The 23,704-nt window shown below is 64.7% G+C and carries 21 protein-coding genes; 11 read left to right on the top strand and 10 right to left on the bottom strand.

Annotation, left to right across the window (positions count from 1 at the left end; genetic code table 11):
- Window positions 1-256 precede the first annotated feature (256 nt).
- The 3 genes from QFZ33_RS07055 (at window position 257) to QFZ33_RS07045 (ending at window position 3,895) form a co-directional block, all read left to right on the top strand.
- Entirely contained in the window at window positions 257-2,158 is a 1,902-nt protein-coding gene (locus QFZ33_RS07055) for a hypothetical protein (protein WP_307026090.1), read from the top strand.
- 1,078 nt (window positions 2,159-3,236) lie between these two features.
- Window positions 3,237-3,500, top strand: a complete 264-nt coding sequence (locus QFZ33_RS07050) for a type II toxin-antitoxin system Phd/YefM family antitoxin (RefSeq protein ID WP_307026089.1) — start codon at window positions 3,237-3,239, stop codon at window positions 3,498-3,500.
- Window positions 3,497-3,895, top strand: coding sequence for a type II toxin-antitoxin system VapC family toxin (locus QFZ33_RS07045; protein WP_307026087.1), 399 nt, complete (start codon window positions 3,497-3,499; stop codon window positions 3,893-3,895). Before QFZ33_RS07050 ends, QFZ33_RS07045 begins: the two co-directional genes overlap by 4 nt.
- Before the next feature lie 130 nt (window positions 3,896-4,025).
- Here the strand turns inward: QFZ33_RS07045 and QFZ33_RS07040 are convergent, their stop codons facing one another.
- From QFZ33_RS07040 to QFZ33_RS07020, 5 genes are read right to left on the bottom strand one after another with little or no spacing between them, the layout of a single operon-like run.
- The gene (locus QFZ33_RS07040) at window positions 4,026-5,492 is read right to left on the bottom strand and encodes a mannitol dehydrogenase family protein (RefSeq protein ID WP_307026085.1); all 1,467 of its coding nucleotides are present in this window, start codon (window positions 5,490-5,492) and stop codon (window positions 4,026-4,028) included.
- Between the two features lie 26 nt (window positions 5,493-5,518).
- The gene (locus tag QFZ33_RS07035) at window positions 5,519-5,752 is read right to left on the bottom strand and encodes a hypothetical protein (protein ID WP_307026083.1); all 234 of its coding nucleotides are present in this window, start codon (window positions 5,750-5,752) and stop codon (window positions 5,519-5,521) included.
- Between the two features lie 36 nt (window positions 5,753-5,788).
- Window positions 5,789-6,724 carry a carbohydrate ABC transporter permease gene (locus tag QFZ33_RS07030; RefSeq protein WP_307026082.1) on the bottom strand — a complete coding sequence of 312 codons (936 nt, stop codon included), beginning with the start codon at window positions 6,722-6,724 and terminating at the stop codon, window positions 5,789-5,791.
- A complete protein-coding gene (locus QFZ33_RS07025) occupies window positions 6,721-7,689 on the bottom strand; it encodes a carbohydrate ABC transporter permease (RefSeq protein ID WP_307026080.1) in 969 nt (322 codons plus the stop codon). The genes QFZ33_RS07030 and QFZ33_RS07025 overlap by 4 nt, the downstream gene beginning before the upstream one ends.
- A 26-nt stretch (window positions 7,690-7,715) precedes the next feature.
- Window positions 7,716-9,062 (bottom strand): ABC transporter substrate-binding protein, encoded by a 1,347-nt coding sequence (locus tag QFZ33_RS07020; protein ID WP_307026077.1) that lies wholly within the window; start codon window positions 9,060-9,062, stop codon window positions 7,716-7,718.
- Window positions 9,063-9,272: 210 nt separating this feature from the next.
- Here QFZ33_RS07020 and QFZ33_RS07015 point away from each other — a divergent pair, with 210 nt between their 5' ends.
- On the top strand, window positions 9,273-10,220 hold the full coding sequence (locus QFZ33_RS07015) for a sugar-binding transcriptional regulator (RefSeq protein ID WP_307026075.1): 948 nt from the start codon (window positions 9,273-9,275) through the stop codon (window positions 10,218-10,220).
- Window positions 10,220-11,620 (top strand): xylulokinase, encoded by a 1,401-nt coding sequence (gene xylB / locus QFZ33_RS07010; RefSeq protein ID WP_307026073.1) that lies wholly within the window; start codon window positions 10,220-10,222, stop codon window positions 11,618-11,620. The genes QFZ33_RS07015 and xylB overlap by 1 nt, the downstream gene beginning before the upstream one ends.
- Window positions 11,621-11,657: 37 nt before the next feature.
- Here xylB and QFZ33_RS07005 read toward each other — a convergent pair whose 3' ends face one another.
- The 3 genes from QFZ33_RS07005 to QFZ33_RS06995 form a co-directional block, all read right to left on the bottom strand.
- On the bottom strand, window positions 11,658-13,100 hold the full coding sequence (locus QFZ33_RS07005; RefSeq protein WP_307026072.1) for a tagaturonate reductase: 1,443 nt from the start codon (window positions 13,098-13,100) through the stop codon (window positions 11,658-11,660).
- Between the two features lie 50 nt (window positions 13,101-13,150).
- On the bottom strand, window positions 13,151-14,704 hold the full coding sequence (locus QFZ33_RS07000) for a UxaA family hydrolase (RefSeq protein WP_307026070.1): 1,554 nt from the start codon (window positions 14,702-14,704) through the stop codon (window positions 13,151-13,153).
- Window positions 14,705-14,918: 214 nt separating this feature from the next.
- The gene (locus tag QFZ33_RS06995) at window positions 14,919-15,929 is read right to left on the bottom strand and encodes a LacI family DNA-binding transcriptional regulator (RefSeq protein WP_307026068.1); all 1,011 of its coding nucleotides are present in this window, start codon (window positions 15,927-15,929) and stop codon (window positions 14,919-14,921) included.
- A 194-nt stretch (window positions 15,930-16,123) separates the two neighbouring features.
- Between QFZ33_RS06995 and uxaC the strand changes: the two genes are divergently transcribed.
- From uxaC to QFZ33_RS06965, 6 genes are all read left to right on the top strand, one after another.
- The gene (gene uxaC, locus QFZ33_RS06990) at window positions 16,124-17,593 is read left to right on the top strand and encodes a glucuronate isomerase (RefSeq protein WP_307026066.1); all 1,470 of its coding nucleotides are present in this window, start codon (window positions 16,124-16,126) and stop codon (window positions 17,591-17,593) included.
- 50 nt (window positions 17,594-17,643) lie between these two features.
- Window positions 17,644-19,056, top strand: coding sequence for an MFS transporter (locus tag QFZ33_RS06985; protein WP_307026064.1), 1,413 nt, complete (start codon window positions 17,644-17,646; stop codon window positions 19,054-19,056).
- Window positions 19,053-19,718, top strand: a complete 666-nt coding sequence (locus QFZ33_RS06980) for a bifunctional 4-hydroxy-2-oxoglutarate aldolase/2-dehydro-3-deoxy-phosphogluconate aldolase (RefSeq protein WP_307026061.1) — start codon at window positions 19,053-19,055, stop codon at window positions 19,716-19,718. The genes QFZ33_RS06985 and QFZ33_RS06980 overlap by 4 nt, the downstream gene beginning before the upstream one ends.
- Window positions 19,715-20,671 (top strand): sugar kinase, encoded by a 957-nt coding sequence (locus QFZ33_RS06975; RefSeq protein ID WP_307026059.1) that lies wholly within the window; start codon window positions 19,715-19,717, stop codon window positions 20,669-20,671. The genes QFZ33_RS06980 and QFZ33_RS06975 overlap by 4 nt, the downstream gene beginning before the upstream one ends.
- A gap of 5 nt (window positions 20,672-20,676) precedes the next feature.
- Window positions 20,677-20,820, top strand: coding sequence for a hypothetical protein (locus QFZ33_RS06970; protein WP_307026057.1), 144 nt, complete (start codon window positions 20,677-20,679; stop codon window positions 20,818-20,820).
- Window positions 20,821-21,009: 189 nt separating this feature from the next.
- Window positions 21,010-21,459 (top strand): DUF4383 domain-containing protein, encoded by a 450-nt coding sequence (locus tag QFZ33_RS06965; protein ID WP_307026054.1) that lies wholly within the window; start codon window positions 21,010-21,012, stop codon window positions 21,457-21,459.
- A gap of 252 nt (window positions 21,460-21,711) precedes the next feature.
- Here QFZ33_RS06965 and QFZ33_RS06960 read toward each other — a convergent pair whose 3' ends face one another.
- Both QFZ33_RS06960 and QFZ33_RS06955 read right to left on the bottom strand, forming a co-directional pair.
- On the bottom strand, window positions 21,712-21,858 hold the full coding sequence (locus QFZ33_RS06960) for a hypothetical protein (protein ID WP_307026052.1): 147 nt from the start codon (window positions 21,856-21,858) through the stop codon (window positions 21,712-21,714).
- Between the two features lie 81 nt (window positions 21,859-21,939).
- Complete coding sequence (locus QFZ33_RS06955; protein WP_307026050.1) at window positions 21,940-23,574, bottom strand: LuxR C-terminal-related transcriptional regulator; 1,635 nt, start codon at window positions 23,572-23,574, stop codon at window positions 21,940-21,942.
- Window positions 23,575-23,704 lie beyond the last annotated feature (130 nt).

Here is a 23,704-nt window from a genome sequence, read left to right as displayed (position 1 = left end):
GCGGGACATGAATCGGCGCGTTGCCAGCGCGCCAGGCGCTGCACGTGTGCAGGGCGTACCAACTGTGTCTAAACGTCAGCCCCCACCGTTGGTGCTGCCGATTCCGGGTATCTCGGGGGTAGCGGCCGCTGAGTGGTTTCGGGCGGCGCAGCAGAGGGCAGGCAACCGAGCGGTCGTGAGAGCCATCCAGCGGGGGCCCGTTGCCTCCCCGCCCGCGGCTCCGACTCGGCCTGATCTGAACAGGCATGTTCTCGCCATGATGCAGGAGGACGTCGACGAGGCTCGCGATGCACTCACCGGCAAGTGGGTCAGCGACGAGGACGAGACCAAGGCACTCCGTCGGGTGGAGAAGTGGGCTGCGCGGGACGAGAGCCATCGCTCACGTACCGGTTATGACGGCACTGACTACTTGGACAAGTTCCTCTTGCTCCTAAAGACGCGGATCGTCTCCGTCAGCGGAGTCCGGACTGCGGGGGTCGAGCAGATGATGAATGTCTTCGACCTTTACCACGACGAGTTGGGCGGTGCACGACTGTCCGAGTTCAAGCGGCTCGTGGCCCTTAGCCGGAGGCAAGCCACTAGCGGCCGCACATCCGAACGTCCGGAGAGTGCTCTGTCCTTCGTCAGCAAGCGGGAGGCTCTGGGTGCGATGGGGATGGTGAAGGGGCTTAGCACGTCCGCTGCAGGACTTGTCGACCTCGGTGCCTGGGCATTGGGGGTTGACGTCTCCGGCGGCGGTCTGGCCGGGGAGGTTGCCAAGGGCTGGGACGAAATGGGTGGCGCTGCGGCAGATGCAATGGGGGTGGATGTCGGCGAGGAGGCAGTCCTCGGCCAGAGTTCGTTCGCAGTAGGCGACATCGGCGGAAAGGTGATCGGCGCGCTGACGACAGCCGGTGCCTTAACGGGAGCGAGCGTCTCGGTCCAGGTCGGCATGGCGACTGTGCAGACAGCGAAGGGTGTCGATGACCTCGCTGTCGCGTTGAGGACGCTGCGCCGGGGGCCACCTCCGCTTGCTTGGAGCGAGATCGCCGGGCGGCCCGACGTCTGGGCAAAGGTGGTGGGTGTGGTCGCCAACGCAGCAGAGATGGCTGGCAGCATGAATGCGACCAACAGCGCCGTGAAGGATGTCTGCGAAAAGCTGGGCATCGTCCTTGGTGCTGGCCAAGGAGTCATCCTGGTCGCCGCCTACCAGGCCGTCGACCAAGACCCGGCCAGCACCTCGCCCGCTGAGCGTAGCCAGCGGAAGGCGGAACTGCTCGCCGAGATCGTTTCCACCGCTGCGCTGACGATCGATGGCCGCTACGGCGAACCCTTCAGGAAGTTATGGGAAGCCAACCATTCGGCTGTGCACGTCGACGGACCCCGGAGCGCGCCCCCGCCTGTCCCGGGGTCGTCAGATCTCGTCACGCCGATGGCGCGGGAGCCTGTTCCGGGCAAACCTGCGGAAACAGCGCCGCAAACAACGTCTCACCTTGCCCCTCCGAGTCATGGGCCGCCAGCACTGGGGAGCCTGCCGGTCGTCGCGGTGCCGGGACCGAAGCAGCCAGATTCGTACGCGGTGACGTCAGTCAGGAAGTTGAAATCCCTGGTCAAAAAGAAGGACAAGATGGCGGCCGAGGCGCTCGCCATCCGTTACGAGGGATGGAGCACCACGCGTAAAGGGCTGAGCAGGCTCCGAAGGGCGATGGCGAATGGTGATCAGATCGCAAAGCAGGTCTGGGAGAACCGTCTTCCCGAAAACACGAAGTTGGCCGCCTACGTCGGCAAGAAGGGTGACGAGCGGCCCATCCCCCACGAGGCGACGGTAAAGGTGACGGACAGCCAGGGAAAGGTGACCTGGCACCCCAAGCCGTTCCGAAGCGGCGAGATGACCTCTGAACAGAAAAAGCTTGGATATCCCAAGGCACAAGAGTCGACGCACACCGAGATCAAGGCGATAGCGGAGGCGCCGCTCAACGCCGGCGACACACTATGGATCTCGGGACAGTATGACCCGTGTGATCCCTGCCAGAAGGCCATGATTCGAGCCTCTGAAGGTGGACGAACCGTCGACTACTGGTGGCAGTGGGGAACCTTCCGAGCGGTCGACGGGAGGGTTGTCGCTCACAGCCGGAGACCGGATAACGGCCCGGAAGAGGGGGTGAATCCGAGCCTGTGAGTCACTTCACCCCCCGGCGCGTGTGTGGTTGGGAACCGGTGGCGCGAGGTTTCAAAATGGTCGGGTGTCTGACGCAATTGAGATCGACAAGATCCTCGATGCGCATTGCCCAGACGTTGAGATCTTCTTTGCGACCCGAGGTCACCCTGGGAATGCGGCATCAACGAAAACACGAACGGCTGTCAATGGCCATTAGTTTCTGCCCACTAGCGGCCAGTTAGTGTGCCCGCTGGGCATTTCCGTGGCCGTCTACGGGCAGTTTTTCATGGCCGCTGACAAACGGCCTGCTCGGCACCGTCGCCGCGGAACTGAATAACAGACCGCGCAAACGACTAGAGTTCCAAGCACCGATTAAAGTGATCGCGGACATCCTGTTGTGATGACCCCCGATCCGCCGTTCCTCTTCAGGCCGTGAAGGATCAAGCACTCCGAGTGCGTCACGGCCAATCAACGCCGAGCGCTCGTGTCTCGTAACCGAAGTGCCTCGTATCCCTAGGGATATGAGACACCCACCGCGTCGCAGATGAGGCGCCCCACGGGCACTTTCATCGGGCCAGGTATCCGGGCACCGTCGTCGCGACCCCAGCCCGCTTCCGGGCACGAGGACAGCGCGAGCCAGCCGGACCTTCGGCTGCAGGGTGATCGTGCGCCAGACGGCCTGGATCATGCTTCCGATACACCATCCAGGCCATCAGCTCCTGTGCGGTGCAGCTACGCGCTTCTCACCGCCGATAGAAGAGATGCGAGGGCTTCATCGACGTCGAACTCCGCGGCGCTCGCTTGTTGAGCGAGGCCGAGAATGGTGCGGTATCGAGCCGAACAGGGGAAGGGATTCCTCGTTGGTGAGTGCATCAGCTGGCTGTCCCATGCTGATCATTGCCTGCTGCAGGATGAGAAGGCCAACGGAGTGGGTGGCCCTGCGCGTACGTTCCGCCCGAGACCATCCACAGCTCACCGCGATTCACTCCGGCCAGTCTTCCTAGATCTGTTCAACGAAATCCTGGTCATCGCCTGCACGCTTCGAGCCGGCAACCGCCAAACCGCCATCAGGCTTGCTACGATTGCTACGGAGGCAGTCATGACAACTATCCCGCACCGCGAGCTCCGGAATCAGAGCAGTAAGATTCTGGAGCGCGTGAAGAATGGCGAAACGATCGACGTCACCAACAACGGCGAGGTCGCAGCTACCCTCATTCCCCCCTCAGCTTCTCCCTTCGAACGGTTGTTGCTATCCGGCAGTGTCCGTCCAGCGTCAGGTCCCGTCGATTTCCAGGTCCTACGCCGCGTTACATCCGGCGCAGGCACCGCCGAAATGCTGTCCGACCTACGCGGCGACCGTTGATCATTTACGTAGACACCTCAGCTGCCCTCAAACTCGTCGTCGAGGAAGCTGAGTCAACCGCTGTGGCCGAGTATCTGTCAGCTGCTGTGCACCGAGGGCACCATCTGGTGGCCTCGATGCTCCTGTACACGGAGCTCCATTGCGCCGGAAAACGCCGCGGGCTGCCGGCCGAACTCATAACCACAGTGTTGGGCGGAATCAACCTGGTGGATCTTGCGCGTTCGGACCTGATGTACGCCGCCGCGATGCCGGGAAAGCTGCGCAGCGCCGACGCCGTTCATTTGGCCACCGCTATCCGGTTGCAGTCGGACGTACTGGTTGCGTATGACCTGGAACTGGTCACCGCGACGACAGAAGCAGGGCTGCATGCCCTGTCGCCAGACAAAGCGCCGTAACGCCCAAGCTAGGGACAGTAAGGCGGCTGCGGATCTTCGCTTGCTGTGGAGGAAGCGAAAGACCCCGCCCGGAACTTTCCGGACGGGGTCGTCCGCCTGCTGCAGGGTCTAACAGAGGGACTTGGGCGGCTCAGGCCTCCAGGTTCCTCAGCGTTTCCCTGGCCCCGCGCTGGTGCAGGCTGGCCAGGGCTTCGGAGTACGCAGCGACAAAGCTTTCATTGTCGCTCAGGTCCCCGAAGACCTCCCGGTTTGAGATGAAGGACAGCGGGTCTTGCCGCTGGCGGGCGGCGGCGGCCATGAGGGTGTCTTTGAGCCGGTCCACGACTTCAATGGGCGTGCCCTGCTCGTCCGTGCCCTCGGCATACCGGGCCCAGCTCGCCACGATGGCCGCGGACCGCCTGACCTCTCCGCCGTTCTCGAGGTTGATGCGGACCACGGGCAGGAGCCATTTCGGGATCCGGTCCGAGCTCTCCGCGCAGAGGCGGGCCAGGGTGTCGCGCACGTATTCGTTCGAAAAGCGTTCGATGAGCGTGCGCTTGTAGGTGTCGAGGTCAATGCCGGGTACGGGCTGCAGGGTGGGGGTCGCTTCCTTGTCCATGTAGTCCAGCAGGAACCGGGCGAACAGCGGATCCTGCGCCACCTCATGGGCGTAACGGTAGCCGGCGAGGTGGCCTAAGTAGCACATGCCCTGATGGCTGGCATTGAGCAGCCTCAGCTTCATCAGCTCGTAGGGTTCCACGTCATCCACGAGCTGCACGCCGGCCTTTTCGAAGGGCGGGCGGCCCAGGCTGAAGTGGTCTTCCAGTACCCATTGTTCAAAGGGCTCGCAGACCACCGGCCATCCGTCATCCACGCCGAATTCCTCCGCGATGGCCTTGCGGTCGTCGTCGGTGGTGACGGGGGTGATCCGGTCCACCATGCTATTGGGAAAGGGCACATTCTCGCCGACCCAGGCGCCAAGGGTGGGGTCCACAAGCGAAGCAAAGGCCGTGAACATCTTCCGGGCCACCTCACCGTTGCCCTGGATGTTGTCGCAGGACATCACGGTGAAAGGTTCCAGGCCGCGTTCCCGACGGCGGCGCAGGGCTTCGGTGACCAGTCCGAAGGTCGTCCGCGGCGCGGCTCCCGGCTGGAGATCGTGGATCACGTCGGGGTTTTCGGCGTCGAAGTCGCCGGTGACGTGGTGGAAGTTGTACCCGCCCTCCGTGACGGTCAGCGAAACGATCCGGACGGCGTCGGACGCCATTTTTTCGATGACGGCCTCCGGGTCGTCGGGGGCGAAAAGGTACTCGATGACCGAGCCGATGACCCGTCCTTCGCGGGTGCCGTCGGGGTTCTTCACCACCAGCGTGTACAGGCACTCCTGCTTGTCCATGACCTGCTTCATGCGGGCATCGCCGGGCAGGACGCCCACTCCGCAGATGGCCCAGTCGTGGGCGAGGCCGTCATTCATCAGCTGGTCCAGATACGTAGCCTGGTGAGCCCGGTGGAAGCCGCCGACGCCGAAGTGAACGATTCCCGCCGTCAGGGCGGAGCGGTCATAGGACGGCCTGCCCAGGTTGACCGGGAGTTCTGTCAGCGCTGAATTTGTGAGCATGTGATTGTTCCTTTCAAAGCGAGCTGTCAGCGGCCCGGGTAGACGACGGCTTTGAGCTGGCCGGGCTGTTTGCCGGCTTTGGGCGCTTCTTCGGATTGTGCGAGGGTGAACTTGCGGGTGACGAGGATGTCCAGGTTTACCCTGCCGGCGGCGATGAGCTGGATGGCCAGCGGCCAATGGCGCGGCAGGACGGCGGCGCGGATGGTGGCCGGCCTTGCTGGCTGCCTATTGGTGCGGGACGTTGCGGTTGATGTGGCCATCGAACTGTTCCTTGAAAAATCGGGAGTGGAAAAGCGCTATTTCACGGCGCCGAGCGAGAGGCCTTGGACGAGTTTGTCCTGGGCGGCGAAGCCGGCGAACAGCACGGGCAGTGAGATCACGACGGCGGCCGCGCAGACTTTGGCGAGGAAGAGTCCCTGGCCTGAGACGAAGCCGGTGAGGAACACGGGGGCTGTGCCGGCGACGACGCCGGTGAGGACCCGGGCGAGGAGGAGTTCGTTCCAGCTGAAGATGAAGCAGATCAGGGCGGTGGCGGCGATGCCGGGCATTGCCACGGGGGCGATGATCTTGCGGAGGGTGAGGAGGAGGTTGGCGCCGTCGATTTGTGCTGCTTCGAGCATTTCTTCGGGGACTTCGGCGAGGAAGGAGCGCATCATCCAGACGGCGATGGGCAGGTTCATGGACGTGTACATCAGGATCAGGAACCAGATGTTGTCCAGTGCCCCGACGGTCCGGGCGAAGAGGTAGAGCGGCAGGATCGCAGCGACCACGGGCATCATCTTGGTGGAGAGGAAGAAAAACATCACGTCGGTCCACTTCTTCACCGGCCGGATGGAGAGGGCGTAGGCGGCGGGGATGGCCAGGGCGAGGACGAGGACGGTGGAGAGGATCGAGGCGGTGGCGGAGTTGATCATTGGCGGCCACGGGCTGACCCCGGAGCTGGCGCCGAAGAACTCCTTGTAGGCGTCCAGGGTCAGGTTCGCGGCGATGGAGGGCGGGTTGGTGGCGGCGTCGGTTTCGGAGTGGAAGGAGGTCAGGATCATCCACAGCACCGGTGTGGCGAAGAGCAGTGCCAGGAGCCAGGCGGCGATGCCGGCGGCGGTGTTGTTCCGGGTGGGGTCCATCCGGGACTTGGCCCCGAACTTCCCGAAACCGCGGGGGGCGCCGGTGTTCAGGGCCGCCGTCGGGCCGGAGGGTGTGCTCTGCGGTGCGGCGGGGGTGAGGGTGCTCATCGTGCTGCCTCCTTCTTGAAGAGTGAAAAGACGGTGCGGAGTGCGAACGTGGCCACGATGATGGTGCCGATGACCACCACGACGCCGGCCGCGGACGCCAGGCCGTATTCGTTGGCGAAGTAGAACGTCTGGTAAATGGCGTAGGGCAGGTTGGCCGTGCCCAGTCCGCCTGCGGTGAGGGTGAAGACGGAGTCAAAGTTCTGCACGATGTAGATCGCGCCAAGCAGGCCGCCGAGTTCGAGGTACTGGCGCAGGTGCGGCAGCGTGAGGTGCCGGAAGATCGCCCACGGGCTGGCGCCGTCCATCTGGGCGGCTTCCACGGTGTCCATGGGGCGGGACTGCAGACCCGCCAGCAGGATGAGCATCATGAACGGCGTCCACTGCCACACCAGCGACACGATGACGGCCATCAGGGGTGCCTGGGATAGCAGGTCCAGCTGGGGCGGGGTGACACTGCCGAAGAGGGACCAGATCCACGTCAGGATGCCGTTGATCAGCCCGTACGTGGGGTTGAGCAGGGCGTGCTTCCAGATGAGGGCGGCGGCCACGGGCACCACCAGGAATGGCGCGATCAGGAGGGTGCGTGCCAGTCCTCGGCCGATGAACTTCTTGTCCAGCAGCAGTGCCAGGCCCAGGCCAATGAGCAGGCTGAACAGGACCACGGAGACGGTGAGGAGGATGGTGGTGAAGATCGCCTGGCGGAGGTCAGGGTCGGTGAGGACCGTAACGTAATTCTCCAGGCCGGCAAATGCAGTCTTGTCCGGGCTCAGGCTGTTCCAGTTCAGGAACGAGATGATCAGGGTCACCACAAACGGGAGCTGGGTGACGATGATGAGGAAGATCAGGGCCGGAAGCAGCGGTGCGCGCCGTGCCCAGGCCAGGGCGCGTTCCCGTGACTTGGCGTTCCTGGTTGGTTTGGCTGCGCTGTGTCCCGGACGGGAGATGCGCGCCGTTGCGGTAGTCATGATGTTCTCCTGCAGTTCGGTTAAGGTCACTTGTACTTGTCGGCGACTTTTTGGGCGGCTGCCTGTCCCTTGGCAAGCGCCTCGGCCACGGAACCCTGGCCTGCGATGGCGGAGCTGACGCCTTGGGAGACGTTGGTGCCCAGGGCGGCGAACTCGGGAATGCCCACAAATTGGATTCCGACGGCGGGACGTTCCTGGGCGCCGGGGTTCTTCGGGTCCGCATTCTCGATCGCGAAGCGTTCGGCCTTGAAGAACGGTGCAGCCTGCTGGAACTCGGAGTTCTCGTAGGTGGAGATGCGCTTGCCGGAGGGGACCTTCGCCCAGCCGAGCTTGGAGGCCACCAGTTCCTCGTACTTTTTTGAGCTGGCCCAGGCGATGAACTTCCCGGCGGCATCCTGCTTCTTCGAGGCGGCCTGCATGGCCCAGGACCAGGTCCACAGCCAGCCGGAGGACTTCGTGTTCTTCACTGGTGCCTGGGCGTAGCCGATCTTGCCCTTCACCGGTGACGCATCCGCTTCCAGCGCGCCGGCGGCGGAGGTGGCGTCGTACCACATGGCGACCTTGCTCTGGCTCAGGTTGTTCAGGCACTCGGTGAACCCGGCCTGGGCGGCGCCCGCCTCGCCGTGCTCGCGGACCAGTTTGGTGTAGAACTCGGTGGCTGCGGTGAATTCGGGGGCGTTGACCTGTGCGTTCCAGTCCTTGTCGAACCAGGTCCCGCCGAAGGTGTTCACCACCGTGGTCAGCGGCGCGAAGACCTGGCCCCAGCCGGGCTGGCCGCGCAGGCAGATGCCCTTCGTGCCGGGAGCTGCGCCGTCCACCTTCGCCGCGATCTCAGCCACCTGATCCCAGGTCGGCTTCTCCGGCATCGCCAGGCCCTTGGCCTCCAGGATGTCCTTCCGGTACATCAGGAACGAGGACTCACCGTAGAACGGCTCACCGTAGAGCCTGCCGTCCGTGCCGGTCAGCGACGCCGTGTAGGCCGGCAGGATGTCCGCCTGGTTGAAGTTGGGATCCTTGGCCACGCTGTCCAGCGGCGCGAGCCAACCGTTGGCGGCGAAGAAGGGGATCTCGTAGTTGGACAGCGAGGCGACGTCGTACTGGCCGGCCTGGCTGGAGAACTCCTGGCTGATCTTCGCCCGGACATCGTTCTCCGGCAGGATCGTGTAGTTGACCTTCACGCCGGTTTCCTTGGTGAAATTTTCCGCGGTGAGCCGCTGCAGATCCTCCATCTGCGGGTTGTTCACCATCAGGACGCTGATGCTGTTCGGGTCGCCGGCGGAATTGCCTCCGCCGGCGCCGGCGCAGCCTGAGGCGGAAAGTGCGATGCACAGGGCACCGGCAGCCATCGAGGCTGCGCGCATGCTGGGACGCATAAGAACTCCTTTGTGCTCAAAAGTCGGGACACGAGCCCGGGCTGAAGTCGGGGACCCGGATGAAAGGGCCACTCCGGTCCCGGCCGGTTCTCGGTTGAGTTGCTCATATGAGCAAGATCAACTGCTCATCTGCCATGTGACTCTAGTCATATATAGTCATTTGAGCAAGAGGCGATACTCAAATGATCAGATCTGCGAGAGGTGACCAGAATGGCGGAGCATTCCCATGAAGAGCTTCTGGCGCGCGTCAGCAGCGAGTACTACCTGGAAAACCGCTCCAAGGTGGAGATCGGCGCTAGCTATGAAATTTCGCGGTTCCAGGTTGCCCGCCTGCTCGCAGAGGCCCGCGAGAAGGGCATCCTGGAAATCAAGGTGCATTTCCCCTCCCGCGTCTCCGCTGCTGATATCCGGCGCATCGAGTCCGCACTGGGGATTAGGGAGGTAATCGTCGCGGAGACCACCGGGGACGTGATCCAGGCGCGCGCCATCCTGGCCAAAGCGGCCGCCGTCGAAATCTCCCGGCAGGCACCCGCCGGCGGGACCATCGGCATCTCCTGGTCCCGCACCCTGGACGTGGCCTCGCGGCTGGTCCGGGAGCTTCCCCGGTGCGACATTGTCCAGCTTGCCGGAGCCCTTCCCACAGAAGGCGAGAGCAATCCCCTGGAGCTGATCCAGCGGCTGGGACATGTGAGTGGGGGGCTCACTTGGCCGCTGTGGGCACCTCTGGTGGTGGAGGATCCGACGACGGCGGCCGGCTTGCGCCGCCAGCCAGAGATCGCCGAGGCCCTGGCAAAGGCGGATTCACTCGACCTGGCCGTCGTCGCAATCGGCGCCTGGAAGCCGGGCACGTCCACCGTCTGGGACAGGGCCGACGCCGAGGTGAGGCAGGCGGCAGTGGAGGCCGGCGCCGTCGGGGAATGCTCCGGCCGGCTCCTAAACGCCACAGGCGTTGCGGTGGAATCGGGGCTGGACGAACAGATTATCGCCGTCACCATCAAGCAGCTGCAGCGGACCCCGAAGGTGATTGCCGTGGCCCAGGGGGAAGCACGGGCTGAAGCCCTGCTGGCCGTGGCCAAGGCGGACTTTGTCACCACGCTGATCATTGATACGCCGCTGGCCCAAGCCCTGACTGACCTGATCGACGAGGAGAAGAGTTAATGAGCATTGTTGTCGGGGTGGATTCCTCCACCCAGTCCTGCAAGGTCCTTGCCGTGGACGCCGAAACCGGTGACGTGATCACGTCTGGTGCGGCGGCCCATCCTGATCTCACCGCCGTGGACCCGTCCGTGTGGACCTCCGCGCTGCGGGAAGCATGGCATTCTGCCGGCGCTGACCGGCTGGGCAGTTCCGTCTCCGCTGCCGGCATCGCCGCCCAACAGCACGGGATGGTGGCCCTCGACAGTTCCGGGACGCCCGTGCACGATGCCCTGCTGTGGAACGACACCCGCAGCGCGCCGGACGCGGCGAGGCTGCGGGACGAACTTGGGCCCGAACAGTGGGTGGACGCCGTCAACCTTGTCCCGGTCGCTTCGTTCACCATCTCCAAGCTGGCGTGGCTGGCGCAGAACGAACCGGATGCCGCTAGCCGAGTCGAGCAGGTGGTCCTCCCCCACGACTGGCTCAACGGTGCCATGGGCGGGGAGTTCATCACGGACCGGAGCGACGCCTCCGGCACCGGCTACTTCTCCCCCGTCACCAACAGCTACCGGACAGACCTGCTGGAACGCTTCTTCGGACGGGTCCCGCGCCTACCGCGCGTGGTGGCGTCGAACGAGCAGGCCGGCACCGTGCAGAACGGCTGGGGCATCGACGGCGCCGTCCTCGCCGCCGGCGCCGGGGACAATGCCGCAGCCGCATTGGGGCTCGGTCTGCGCCCGGGCGAGGTGGTCGTCTCCATCGGCACCTCCGGAACCGTCTTCACCACCACACCTTCCGCGATGCCGGACCATACCGGTGCTATCGCCGGATTCGCGGACGCCGCCGGCGGACATTTGCCGCTGCTGGCCATGCTCAACTCTGCCCGCGTCATGGCAGCGACCGCTACCATGCTCGGCGTCGACCTTGCGACACTGGATTCCCTGGCACAGGCCGCCGGCAGCGACGCCGGCGGACTGACATTCCTTCCTTACCTGGACGGCGAGCGCAGCCCCAATCTTTCCCACGCAACAGGCAGCCTGGCCGGTCTCACCAGGAGCAACATGAGCCCCGAGAACCTCGCCCGCGCCTCCGTGCTGGGCGTGCTGAACTCACTGGCCGACGGCATCGACGTCCTGAGGCAGTCCGGTGGCGCCCCGGACAAAGTTCTCCTGATTGGCGGAGGCTCCAAATCGCAGGCGCTGCGACAGGCAGCAGCAACTATTTTCAATCTGCCGGTCGAGATTCCGACAACCAGGGAGTACGTCGCCCTCGGCGCAGCCAAACAGGCCGCATGGGCGGCCACTGGAGAACTTCCCGACTGGAAACGCAGCATCGAAGCCGCCTACGAACCCGAAGGAGACTGGGGCTTCGGCGTCCGGGAACGCTATGCCGAGGTGCGTAAGAGCCTCTACGGGGTGTGAGTTGCAGCCCCTGGATGCCCCACCAGCGGCCAGCCGGTCAGGCAAGCAGTTCTTGCAGTGCCCCAGCCATCCCCCGCTCGAGAATGAGTTCGGCGGCACGGGAAGTTTCTGTTGAAAGCCGTGAGATCGCTGCCGCGTCCATCGTGGCGGGCAACGGAAGGCAATTGATCACACCTGCGATCCACCCCGGAAGATCCTCGCGGTCAAAGGTGCTTCGCAGCAACTGCACGATCCTCGCGTCGTCGCGGGGCTCCAACTGGGAATTTTCCGACCGGCCGCTGTAAAGAACGAGGAGGGCGGCCAGCGACAGGACCGTCAGCGGCGCCTGAGCATCGACCGCCCACCGATCCAGGACGACGGGAAGGTTGCGCGTCGCCCACTTCGAGAGGGCGTTCAGGGCGATATCCTCGAGTTGATGCCGCAGGGAGGGGTTGTAGAAACGTTCAAGAATCTGCTGGGCAAAGGCCTCCAGCGCCTGGCGATCCCCTTCGATGGTGGGCAAAACCTCGTCGGCAACCAGGCGGTTGATCAGAGCCTCCACCAGCGGAACGGCGAAAGCGTCCCGCACTGTCTCGCATCCGAGCTGGAGCGCGATGGCTGACATCGCTGTGTGGGCGCCGTTGAGTATCCGCACTTTCTTCGCCCGGAAGGGACGGATGTCGTCCATGAACAGCACATTCAGCCCTGCCCTGTCTAACGGCAACACCTCGCGAATCGCCGGGCTGCCCCCGATCGCCCAGACGTAGAAGTGCTCGGCCTTGACAACGAGTTCGTCGGCGAATCCAATCTCCGCCTGCACAGCCTCGATCTCCCCCTGGGGAAATCCGGGAACGATGCGGTCCACGAGGGTGTCGTAGAAGTGACAGGCGGTCCGCACCCATGCGTCGAATTCCGCCCCGAGGTCGTTATCGGCTGCGTGGTGCAGCACATGCTCTCGCAAAGTCGACCCGTTGTCCTCGATGAGCTCACAGCACAGGAAGGATAGTCCTGCTTCCGGATCACCCCGGAAATGCTCGAACCGCCGGTACAGGAGTGCCGTGACCTTGGCGGGGAAGGACCGCGGGGGCCGTGCGCTGAGGTCGTCGCCGGACACGAACTCGATGCCGGCCTCGGTCGTGTTCGAGACGATGACCCGGAGGTCGGGGCTGATGACCAGCCGATCGTATTCCTCGAACTGATTGTGGGCGCTGAGCACGGAGCGCACACAGGTGACGAGGTCAACCTCCTTGACGGGGCGGCGGTCCTTAATGCCCTCAAGGTAGACGTGGAAGAGGCCGTCCTGTTCCGCAAGCTGGCGCAGGGCCTGCGAGGGGCGGTCCGTGGCCTGTATGACGGCCACGCCGTCGCGGGTCACGCCGGATTGGTTCGCCCTCGTGATCATCCAGTCGACAAAGGCACGCAGGAAATTCCCGGCCCCAAACTGCATGATAGTGATCGGAAGCTCGGGCCGTGCGGTCGTCGTCGCGTCCAGTTTCTTCATGGTAAGTCCTCGTTGCTCTGCAGTTTCGTCGTAGGTCCTGGCAGCGCCGGTCACGTCACTGCGCCCAACTGCCACGGAATGAACTCGTCCTGGCCGAGGTCCAGCTGCTCAGAAACGGACTGCTCCCCCGAGGCGACGGCAATGATCTTTTCGAAGATCTCCTCGCCCACACTGTTGATCGACGCGGTTCCGTCCACTATGCGTCCGGCGTTGATATCCATGTCCTCACGCATGCGTTCGAACGTCGGGGTGTTGGTGGCAACCTTGATCGACGGCGTGGGCTTGCCCCCCAGGACAGAGCCGCGGCCGGTGGTGAACACCACCACCGTGGAGCCACCCGCGATGATGCCGGTCACGGACACGGGGTCATAGCCAGGGGTGTCCATGAAGGCGAACCCGCGCGTGGTGACCGGCTCGGCGTACTCGTACACGGCAGACAATTCCGCGGTGCCGCCCTTGGCGATTGCGCCGAGCGACTTCTCCAATATGGTCGTCAGCCCGCCCGCCTTGTTGCCGGGAGAGGGATTGTTGTCCAGGGAGCCGCCACCGGAGGTCGCGTAGTCCTTCCACCACTCGATGCGCTGCAGGAGCTTAAGGCCCACTTCCTCGGACACCGCACGCCGCGTCAGCAAATGTTCGGCTCCGAAAATTTCCGGCGTCTCGGCAAGGATCGTCGTGGCCCCGTGGGCAACCAGCAGGTCGGAGGCCACGCCCAGGGCCGGGTTCGCGGTGATCCCCGAGTACCCGTCGGAGCCGCCGCAGTTCATCCCCAGCACAAGTTCCGAGATGGGAGCGGGTTCGCGGCGCAGTGCATTCACGTGCGGAACCATCTCGTTGATGGCCTCCACCCCGGCACGGACCGTTGCACGGATCCCGCCGCTGTCCTGGATGACCAAAGTCCGCACCAGCTTCTCGCTCGGAAGGTCCAGCCCGTCCAGCAATGATGTCGCTGGCAGCATCTCGCATCCCAGACCCAGCACCAACAATCCGGCGATGTTGGGATGGTTGGCATAGCTCCGCAGCGTGCGCCGCGTCAGCCGGGCGCCTTCACTGCCAGCGACGAGACCGCAACCGGAATCATGCGTTAGGGCTATGACCCCGTCGACGTTATCGTAGCCCTGCAGGGCTGCAGCCGTGAATTGCGCGGCGATCATTCGGCCCGTCGACGCCGAGCAGTTCACTGCGGTCAGTATGCCGATGTAGTTGCGGGTCCCCACGCGCCCGTCGCCGCGGTGATACCCCTGGAACGTCCGCGCCGGCCCGCCTGGTGCCGCTGGCTGCACGCGGGCGGTACCGAACTCATGCACACGATCGGCGTTGTCCATGCCGAGGTTGTGGGTATGGACGTGGTCTCCGGCCGCAATGTCCCGCGTGGCCCGGCCGATCGACTGGCCGTACTTGTGGACCCGTTGGCCCGCAGCGAGCGGCCGTAGGGCGAGCTTGTGACCGCGGGGGACGCTTTGCCGCACGCGAAGCCGGTGCCCCCGATCGGTCAGCTCAGCACCGGGGGGCAGGTCTTGGGTGGCGACTGCGACATCGTCCTCGGGCCGCAGTACCAACGCAACCTCATTCAGGTCACGGAGGGTGGTGGGAATGCTCGTCATGGCCAAATCCTTCTTCAGTGAGGGAACGACGGGAATGAAATCGTTTTCATTGTAGAGCGACGAAAACGTTTTCATCAAGGGATGAGTGGACGGGTGATGGCTGGGGTGCGCCCGAAGCCCCACCATCGGCGGCTGAGGCAAAGCACCGATGATGATCCATCAGGGCGAGCCGGCGCCCTCTTTCCACGGGGAAGAGGGCAGCCGGCAGCTGCGCTTACTCAGCCAGTGCTTGCGTCAGCGGAGCGCGGACCGACGTGCCGCGGAAGATGAATTCCGTCTTCAGTTGAGCCGGCGGCTCCGGAGCGGGGCCTGTCGCCGTCATCAGTGCGTTGAGGTAGGACATGGCCAGGGCGCCGGCCTCCTCCCGCGGGACCCGGACGGTGGTCAGCGCCGGGTTGGCCATGGCGGCGAATTCGATGTCGTCGAATCCGACGACGGTCAGGTCGTTTGGAACCGAGACGCCGTACTGGGCGAGCTGGTTGATCAGGCCCAGGGCCATGACGTCGTTGTAAACCATGACCGCTGTGACATTGGCGAGCAGAACCTTTTCCGCCGCGCTGCGGCCGCCTTCAAAGGAGGGGGCGAAACTGCCCACGGCAACCTCCGTCAGACCCGCAGCGGCCAAATGCGTCGTGACTGCGCCTTGCCGCACCCGGCTGGAGTAGCTCGTTCCGGGGCCGGCGACGTACCCGATCCGCATGTGCCCCAAGGCTTTCAGGTGCATCACCTCCTGCGCGATACCAGCAGCGTTGTCGAAGGTGACGGCCGGGACGCCCGGGACCTCGCGGTTGATTAGGACCATCGGCCGCCGCTGCCGGTGGGAAAGCAGGTCCTCGTCCGTCATGCGCGCCGCGCACAGGACAAGCCCGTCCACCTGGCGGCCCAGCCTTGTGACAAGCTCTGATTCGCGAACCGGATCCTCGCCGCTGTCGACCAGCAGCACGGGGTAGCCCAGTTCCTCGGCCCGGTTCTGAATGCCCCTCACGACGCTGGGGAAGAAAGGGTTGGTGAGGTCCGGAACCACGATCCCGATGTTGCCGGTCAGGCCCGTGATGAGGGACTGCGCCGCGCGGTTAGGGCGGTAGTCCAGCCGGGCGGCGGCGCTTAGCACCCGCTCCCGGGTCACCGCATCAACCTTCTCCGGGCGCACGAAAGTCCGCGAGACCGTGGCAGGAGAGACGTCGGCAGCTTTGGCAACGTCCCGGATCGTCACGGGTACGGACATGGGTTCACCTCCCGGTGGCTTTGTTACGGATTTTATCCCCGGACCCATGAAGTTCCCGTCCCGTCAAAGTTTCTGAAGATATGAGCTTGGTCTCAGCTTGTCTCCGCGCTACATTGATAATAACGTTTTCATAGCCAGCTCCCCACCCCCTCGGAACTGGCCCCCAAACCCCCTTCAAATTGAGAGAGACATTGATGTCTGCACCCACCCTCCTGAATCTTGACCCCGCACTGCCAGCCGTCGAACGACGTCTGGAACTGCATCCCGACCGTGCGCTTCCAGCGGATGAGCGTCAGCGCGCCGTGGCACGCGAGATCTACGAGCAGACGGCGCAGTTGCCGCTCATCTGCATGCACGGTCACGTTGAGGCGGACGTTTTCGCCGCCAACGAGCCGTTCGCCGATCCGGCCCAGCTCCTGGTGGTCCCCGACCACTACGTGACCCGCATGATGGTCTCCCAAGGGATAGCCCCCGAGTCCCTGGGCGTGCCGCGGATTGACGGCGGTCCGGTCGAGACTGACTCGCGGGCCATCTGGCGGACGTTCTGCCAGAACTGGAAGCTGTTCCGCGGCACCCCGTCGCGCTACTGGATGGAGCATGAGCTTGCCGAGGTCTTCGGGGTCGACCTCATGCCCAGCGCCGAGACTGCCGATGCGATCTACGATCAGATAGCCGCTCGCATTGCGGAGCCGGACTTCCGGCCCCGGCAACTGCTGGACCGGTTTTCGATCGAGCTGATTTCCACGACCGACCCTGCAACCAGCGACCTGCGCCACCACACACAGCTGGCCAAGCAGGGCCTGGGAGAGCGGATCATACCGACATTCCGCCCGGATGCCGTGTTCCATCTTGACCGTCAGGGGTGGCGGGCTGAGGTCGCCAAACTGGCAGAGGTCTCGGCTGTGGACACCTCCACCTATTCCGGGTTCCTCGACGGGCTGCGAGAGCGCCGCCGCGCCTTCGTTGCCGCTGGTGGGCTGGCTACCGACCATGGCCACCTGAGCGCCGACACCACACCCATGGCGGAGTCCGCCGCCGCAGAGCTGTACTCCCGCGCCCTGGGCGGACCGGTCAGCCCCGCGGAGGCGCAGGCCTTCGCCGCACACATGCTTTTCGTCACCGCGGGCATGGCCTGCGACGACGGGCTGGTAATGCAAATTCATCCCGGTGTTCTGCGCGATCACCACAAGGGAGTCTTCGAGCGCCACGGCCAGGACAAGGGCTTCGATATCCCGGTGGCCACCGAGTTCACCCGTTCACTGCAGCCGCTGCTGGAGCGCTACGGCCACGACCCCAGGTTCCGCGCCATCCTCTTCACTGTCGACGAGACTCTTTACAGCCGCGAACTCGCCCCCCTCGCCGGCGCCTATCCGTCGCTCCGGCTGGGTGCTCCCTGGTGGTTCCTCGACTCCCCGGAGGGCATGCGGCGTTTCCGCGAGTCCGCGACCGAGACGGCTGGTTTCTACAACACCTCCGGTTTCGTCGACGACACTCGCGCCTTCGCCTCGATCCCCGCCCGCCACGACCTCTCCCGCCGCATCGACGCCGGCTTCCTGGCCCGGCTGGTCCTTGAGCACCGGCTCAGCCAGGACGAGGCCGTCGAAACCGCCGTCGACCTCGCCTACAACCTCCCGAAAACCGCCTACTCCCGGCGTTCCGCCTGACCCTCAATTTGGCTGACCCCTAATCTGCCTGGATGCAAAGGAGCACCCCGATGGCCAACAAAATCACCACGCCCACCAGTTCCCGGGCGAAGAAAACAAGTGGCATGGTGTCACTGAAAGAGAAGATCGCCTACGGCATGGGCGATCTGGGCAACGGCTTCATGTTCGACCTCGGGCAGGCCTACCTGCTGAAGTTCTACACAGATGTGGCGGGATTGCCACCCGCAGCCGCCGCCTCCGTCTTCGTCATCACGAAGCTCTTCGACGCGTTCATGGACCCGCTCGCCGGCACCGTGATCGACGGGCGGCGCAATGTGGGCCGCTTCGGCCGCTTCCGGGGCGTCATGTTCTACTCGTCCATTGCGCTGGCCGTGCTGACGGTCTTTACCTTCCTCACCCCCGGCCAGTCCGAGGGTGTGAACCTGGTCTACGCGTACGTCTCCTACATGGCGTGGGGCGTGTTGTACTCGTTCACCAACATCCCCTACGGCTCGCTGGCCTCGGTGATGACCCAGGAACCCATCGAGCGGGCCAAGCTCGCCTCCTTCCGCCAGGCCGGTTCTGTCACTGCGCTGCTGGTCACCGGCGTCGCGTTCATGCCACCCGCCGGCACCATGGCGGTGGTGGGCGTCCTCTGCTTCTTCGCCACGTTCAGGTACACCCGGGAGGCCGTCCCCGTGGTCCGTACCCGCGAGAAGCTGACTGTCCGGAACTTCGTTACCACCATCGTCACCAACCGGCCCCTGCTGGTCCTGGTCGTCATGACGATCTTTTCGATCTCGGCTTACAACGTGAAGACGTCGATGATCGTCTACTTCACGCAGTACTACCTGGGCGATGTGCGGCTGCTGCCGTACGTGAACGTGATCAGCATCGGCTCCTCGATCATCGGTATCCTGCTCATCCCTGTTCTGACACGCCTGATCGGCAAGAAGCGTACGGCCCTGTGCGGCTTCCTGCTCGCCATCGTCGCGGACGGACTGAACTTCGTGCTGCCGACCAACCCCGTGCTCTTCACCGTCCTGTTCAGCCTCTCCTTCATCGGGGTGGCCCTGCCCAACGGCATCACCTGGGCGCTGGTCTGCGACGTCATTGACTTCGGCCACTGGCGCACCGGAGTACGCCGCGAAGGCATCACCTACTCCATGTTCAACTTCTCCCGCAAGATCGCCCAGTCTGTTGCCGGCGGCCTGGCCGGGTTCGGACTGAGCGCGATCGGCTACATGCCCAACGTGCCGCAGGGCCCGGAGGTACTGGCCGGAATGAAGGGCCTGCAGACCCTCTATCCCTGCCTGGCGTTGGCCGCGGCCGCTATTGTGCTCGCCATGCTTTATCCCCTGACGGACAAGAAGGTGGAAGAGCTTGTCCTCGAGACGCATGCACGGGAAGGGACTCCGGCCCCCTTGGAACGGAGCCCCCAGGACGGCACCGAATCGAACCCCACCACCCAGGAGAAACCATGATGACAGTCCCCCGCTCACAGCCCTCCGCAATGCTGCTGGCACACCCTGTGGTCGCTGTCCTGAGGACCTCCCACGCCCGTGAGTACGCCCCGGTTATCGAGGCGCTGATCGCCGGAGGCGTCCGGTCCATCGAACTGACCCTCACCACCGAGGGCGTTTTCGAGGAGATCGCCGGACTCAGGGCCCGGTTCGCCGGTTCCGCAGAAATCGGAGTGGGCACCGTCGTCGACCTTCACGAGGCCCGGCAGGCGCTCGACGCCGGCGCTGACTACCTCGTTACCCCGGTGACAGTGCCGGAGGTGATCAGTGCCGCCGTCGACCGCGGCGTCCCCGTCTTCCCCGGCGCGTACTCGCCCACGGAGATGCACACGGCATGGTCCCTGGGAGCCACAGCCGTCAAGCTGTTCCCCGCCTCTGGGGTGGGGCCGGGGTACATCGGGCAGCTGCGCGGGCCTTTCCCCGATCTGCCGATCATCCCCTCCGGAGGAGTGTCCATCCAGGACGCGCCGAAATGGATCGAGGCCGGGGCCCTGGCCGTGAGCCTGGGCGGGCCCCTCCTGGGAGACGCCTTCAAGGGCGGCGATCTCACCGCGCTCACCGAGCGCGCCACCGAGGTCACCCGCCTCGTCGCCCTCGCCCAGAACAGGATGGTCAACGCATGAGCGAGGTGGTCACCATGGGAGAAACGATGGGGCTGATGAAGGCCGACACGCCCGGGCCATTGGCACACACACGCTCCCTAAGCATCGGAATGGGCGGCGCAGAGAGCAACTTTGCCATCGCCCTGTCCCGGCTGGGCATGGCAGTGACCTGGGCCGGCCGGGTCGGCGGCGACAGCATGGGCGAGCTGGTGCTCCGCGAACTGCGTGCCGAGGGCATCGACGTCCACGGCATCGTGGACCCCGAGGCCCCCACCGGGCTGATGATCAAAGAACGCCGCACCTCCGAACAGCTCAAGGTGTGGTACTACCGGTCCGGAAGCGCTGGCTCCCGCCTTGAACCGCAGGACGTCCCCGCGAGGCAGATCCGCGAAGCCCGGCTCCTGCACCTGACCGGCATCACCCCTGCCCTGTCGGCCTCAGCGGCGGCGGCCGTTGACCATGCCATAGCCGTAGCGCGCGATGCAGGAACCCTGGTGTCACTGGACCTCAACTACCGTGCCGCCCTCTGGTCCCCGGAAGAGGCCGGCGAGCTGTACCGGAAACTGCTCCCGCAGGTGGATCTGGTCTTCGCCGGCGATGACGAAGCGATGATCGCTTTGGGACTGGACCAATCGCAACCGCCCCCGCCGCTGGAACTGGCGCACCAGCTGACAGCCTTGGGCCCGCGGCATGCCGTCGTGAAACTCGGACCACTGGGGGCCGTGGCAGTCGCCGACAATGCTGAGCTCGTCCAGGTAGCCGTGCCGGTCAACGCAGTGGACACGGTCGGAGCCGGGGATGCTTTCGTTGCCGGCTACATCGCCGAGTTCCTGGCCGGTGAGAACCTGGAACAACGCCTGAAGACGGCCGTGCGCACCGGAGCCTTCGCCTGCCAAGTACCGGGTGACTGGGAAGGCATGCCACGCCGGGGCGAACTCGGGCTACTGGAGTCCAAAGACCCCGTAGCCCGGTAAGCCGTTTGATTCGTGTTCGGCAAGACTTTCTGCCTGCCACCGAGACTCCGCTGGCGGACGACGGCGGGATGCTGACCGCCGCCGAACAGCTCACCGCCGCGGCGCTGCTCGAGGGGGACATCGGCGACGAGGACCAGTACGGCGTGTGAACTGATCCACCGAGAACTGTTGTCAGCAAGCCTGTAGTGGCACCGCCGGTGGTGGCCGCCACTTTTTCTCCTGAAGTTTCGGAAAAACCCATCCTCAATGCGGTACAGCGCGAATAGCTTGCATAGCCCGTTGGATTGGCAGGTGGGAGCCCGCCGGTCCATGAACACATATCGCATCAGGAGACCTCCATGGCAACACACACCCACACCGGGACAGCGGCCCGCACGAACATCCAGAAGGCATCGATGGTTGTTGGTGCCGTATTCCTGCTGGTCGGCGTCTTGGGCTTCGTCCCGGGCATCACCGGTAACTACGGCGAGCTGGCCTTCGCTGGCCACCATTCCGAGGCCATGTTGCTGGGCCTCTTCCAGGTTTCCGCCCTGCACAACATCGTCCACCTGTTGTTCGGAGCAGCTGGACTCGCCCTGTCGAAGACCGCCGCCGGATCCCGTTCCTTCCTCCTCTACGGAGGCATCATCTACCTGGTGCTCTTCGTCTACGGGCTGGTGATCCCCCAGGATTCCGCCGGCAACTTCGTGCCGCTGAACGGCTTCGACAACATCCTGCACCTTCTCCTGGGGGTAGGGATGGTAGCCCTCGCACTGGTTCTCACCAAGCGCCACAAGGCACGGGCCTAGGACTCCCCGGCGCCCGACCCAGCGCCCGGAAACAGCAAAGCCCCCGGCAACGGAGAGAGACTGAACTGCTCCCCGGAAGTAGGACTGAGAAATTCAGTTCCGACTCCCGGGGAGCAGTTTTGCGTGCAAGCAGTTCAGACTCCGCGCACGGGGGCTTTGTTGGTCGGGATCGCAAGGGCGAGCGGCCAGTGCGAGCTCGAGGTGGGGTTCGGGCGCTGGTTGCAACCGATCCGCCGAACACGGCGATCACTTCTATCCGTGGTCCAAGGGCGGCTCCAGCAGCCTGCCACCCTGCTTGCCGCCCTCACCAAACAGCTGGGCCGGGTTCCCGGGCCGGGCGAGTGCCAGATGAGCCTCAGCCAGGTTGGTCCCAGCCGCGCCAGGTTGCTTGACCTTCATGCTTCGGATCCCGTTCTGGTCTCACCCAATTGTGGCAGGAACAAATTGAAGCCCTGGACTCAGCTCTATCTGTTGCCTGTCCTAGCCGCGGCGCACGGCATAGGCCTGGGCTTGGGCCCTGGTGGACAGGCCGAGTTTGGCCAGTATGCTTCCAACGTGGTGCTCCACAGTGCGTTTGCTGATAACGAGCCGCCCCGCGATCTGATCGTTGGAGTCCCCCTCTGCGAGGAGTCGCAAGACTTCGGCTTCCCGGGCGGTGAGGGGCCCTCCTATCCGGGGGGCAGGCCGCCCTGGGCTGCCCAGGCTGCGGAGCAGGGCGCCAGCGGCGTCTGCATCAGGTGCCGCCCCCAGCTTGCGGAAGGCCATCAGGGCCGCCCGTGCTTCCGCCGTCGCCACCTCAACATTGGAATCCTTCACTGCCCTGGCAATCAGCAGCCGTGTCCGGGCCTCGTCCCACGGCAGGCCCGCGGCTGTGAACGCGCCAAGGGCCGCTTCCAGGTGTGCCAGTGCATCGGGAGAACCCTCCGCCCAGCCGGCCCGTCCGGCAGTTACTTCGGCGAAGGCCACGTCCCGTACCAGTCCAGTGTCCGCTGCCAGGGACTCAAGCCGGCTGCTAATGGCCAACGCCTCCCCTGCCCGTCCCGCTGCCCCCTGGGCTTCGGCCAGCAGCGCCAGTTCCGGTCCTATCAGGCGAGAGGTGCCTGCAGCAGCAAGATGCCTACGCAGAATGGAGACGGCGATTTCCGCTTCACCTCTGACAAGATGCAACCGCGCCCGGGGGCGGACCGAGTATCCATCGGTTGAAGCCGCCTGAAGGAGTTCTGCAGCCTCACCGAGCCGGCCCTGCAGTATGCGCAGGTCAGCCAAGCGCGCCACGGCGCCTCCACGCATTGCCCGGTAGCCGCCGTCGTATTTCCGCATCGACTCGCAGAGCTGGGTCTCCGCTTCGGGCCAACGCCCGGCTGCGGTGAGGATTCCGCCATAGTGCATGGCGCAAATGGCCGGGATCCACGGCGAGTTCGCACGGTGGCCAAAGAATTCCGCTGCAGCCATCCATTGCTCGGCCCTACGGACGTCCAGCGTCAGCTCGCAGCAGGCGAGCATTTTGCAGTAGATCTCGCCCACGGCCAGATAGTCGTGGACCTCCCCTCCTGACGCTGCTGCAGCGGCCTCATCGATGCGGCGCATACCCTCTGCGATCCTGCCCTTCAGGACTAGGACGAGCCCTTCGTAGCTCATGGCGCAGAATAGCAGGTCGACGTCGCCAAAGCGTCTGGCGATCTTCATGGCAGCGCGTGCGTGGTTGTCCCCGGCATTTGGGTCTTCCGCCATGAGGCACTCCGCCAGCTCCACCCAGCCTCGCTCGACGCAATCACCGGCCTCCCTGGAGAGCCGTACTGCCCGTGCCATCCAGCCATTAGCCGCGGCAGAATTTCCGTAGACGGCCGTGTAAAGAAAGCTCAATTCACGGCCGGCGATGAGCGCCGGAAGCCTCGATTCACCGCGCGAGCGGAACCCGGCAAAAGCGCCCTCGTAAAAGCTGATTGCGGCCTCGTAGTCGCCGGACCACTCAGATGCCCGGGCCAGGCCGTACAGCGCATCAGGGCCGGGTTCTTCTTCCAGGGCCTCAGCAAAGCGCGACCGGGCGGCACGCCAGTCTCCTTGGTCAAGCGCTGAGTGGCCCTCGCGGAGCAGCATCTCGGCATTGGAAGCCATTCCTTATTTTATGGCCTGACCTGAGGGGCCGCACATGGCCCCTCACCCCGCAGTTAGGTGCCGGCACCCATGTATGGCACGCGCTTCACTTTCATACTCGGAGTAGCAGAACGAGTCGAACAGGAGGATG

The organism is Arthrobacter globiformis (assembly GCF_030815865.1).
GTDB lineage: Bacteria > Actinomycetota > Actinomycetes > Actinomycetales > Micrococcaceae > Arthrobacter > Arthrobacter globiformis_B.
Note: the sequence above shows the minus strand (reverse complement) of the source record. Positions and strands in the feature narration are given on the sequence as shown.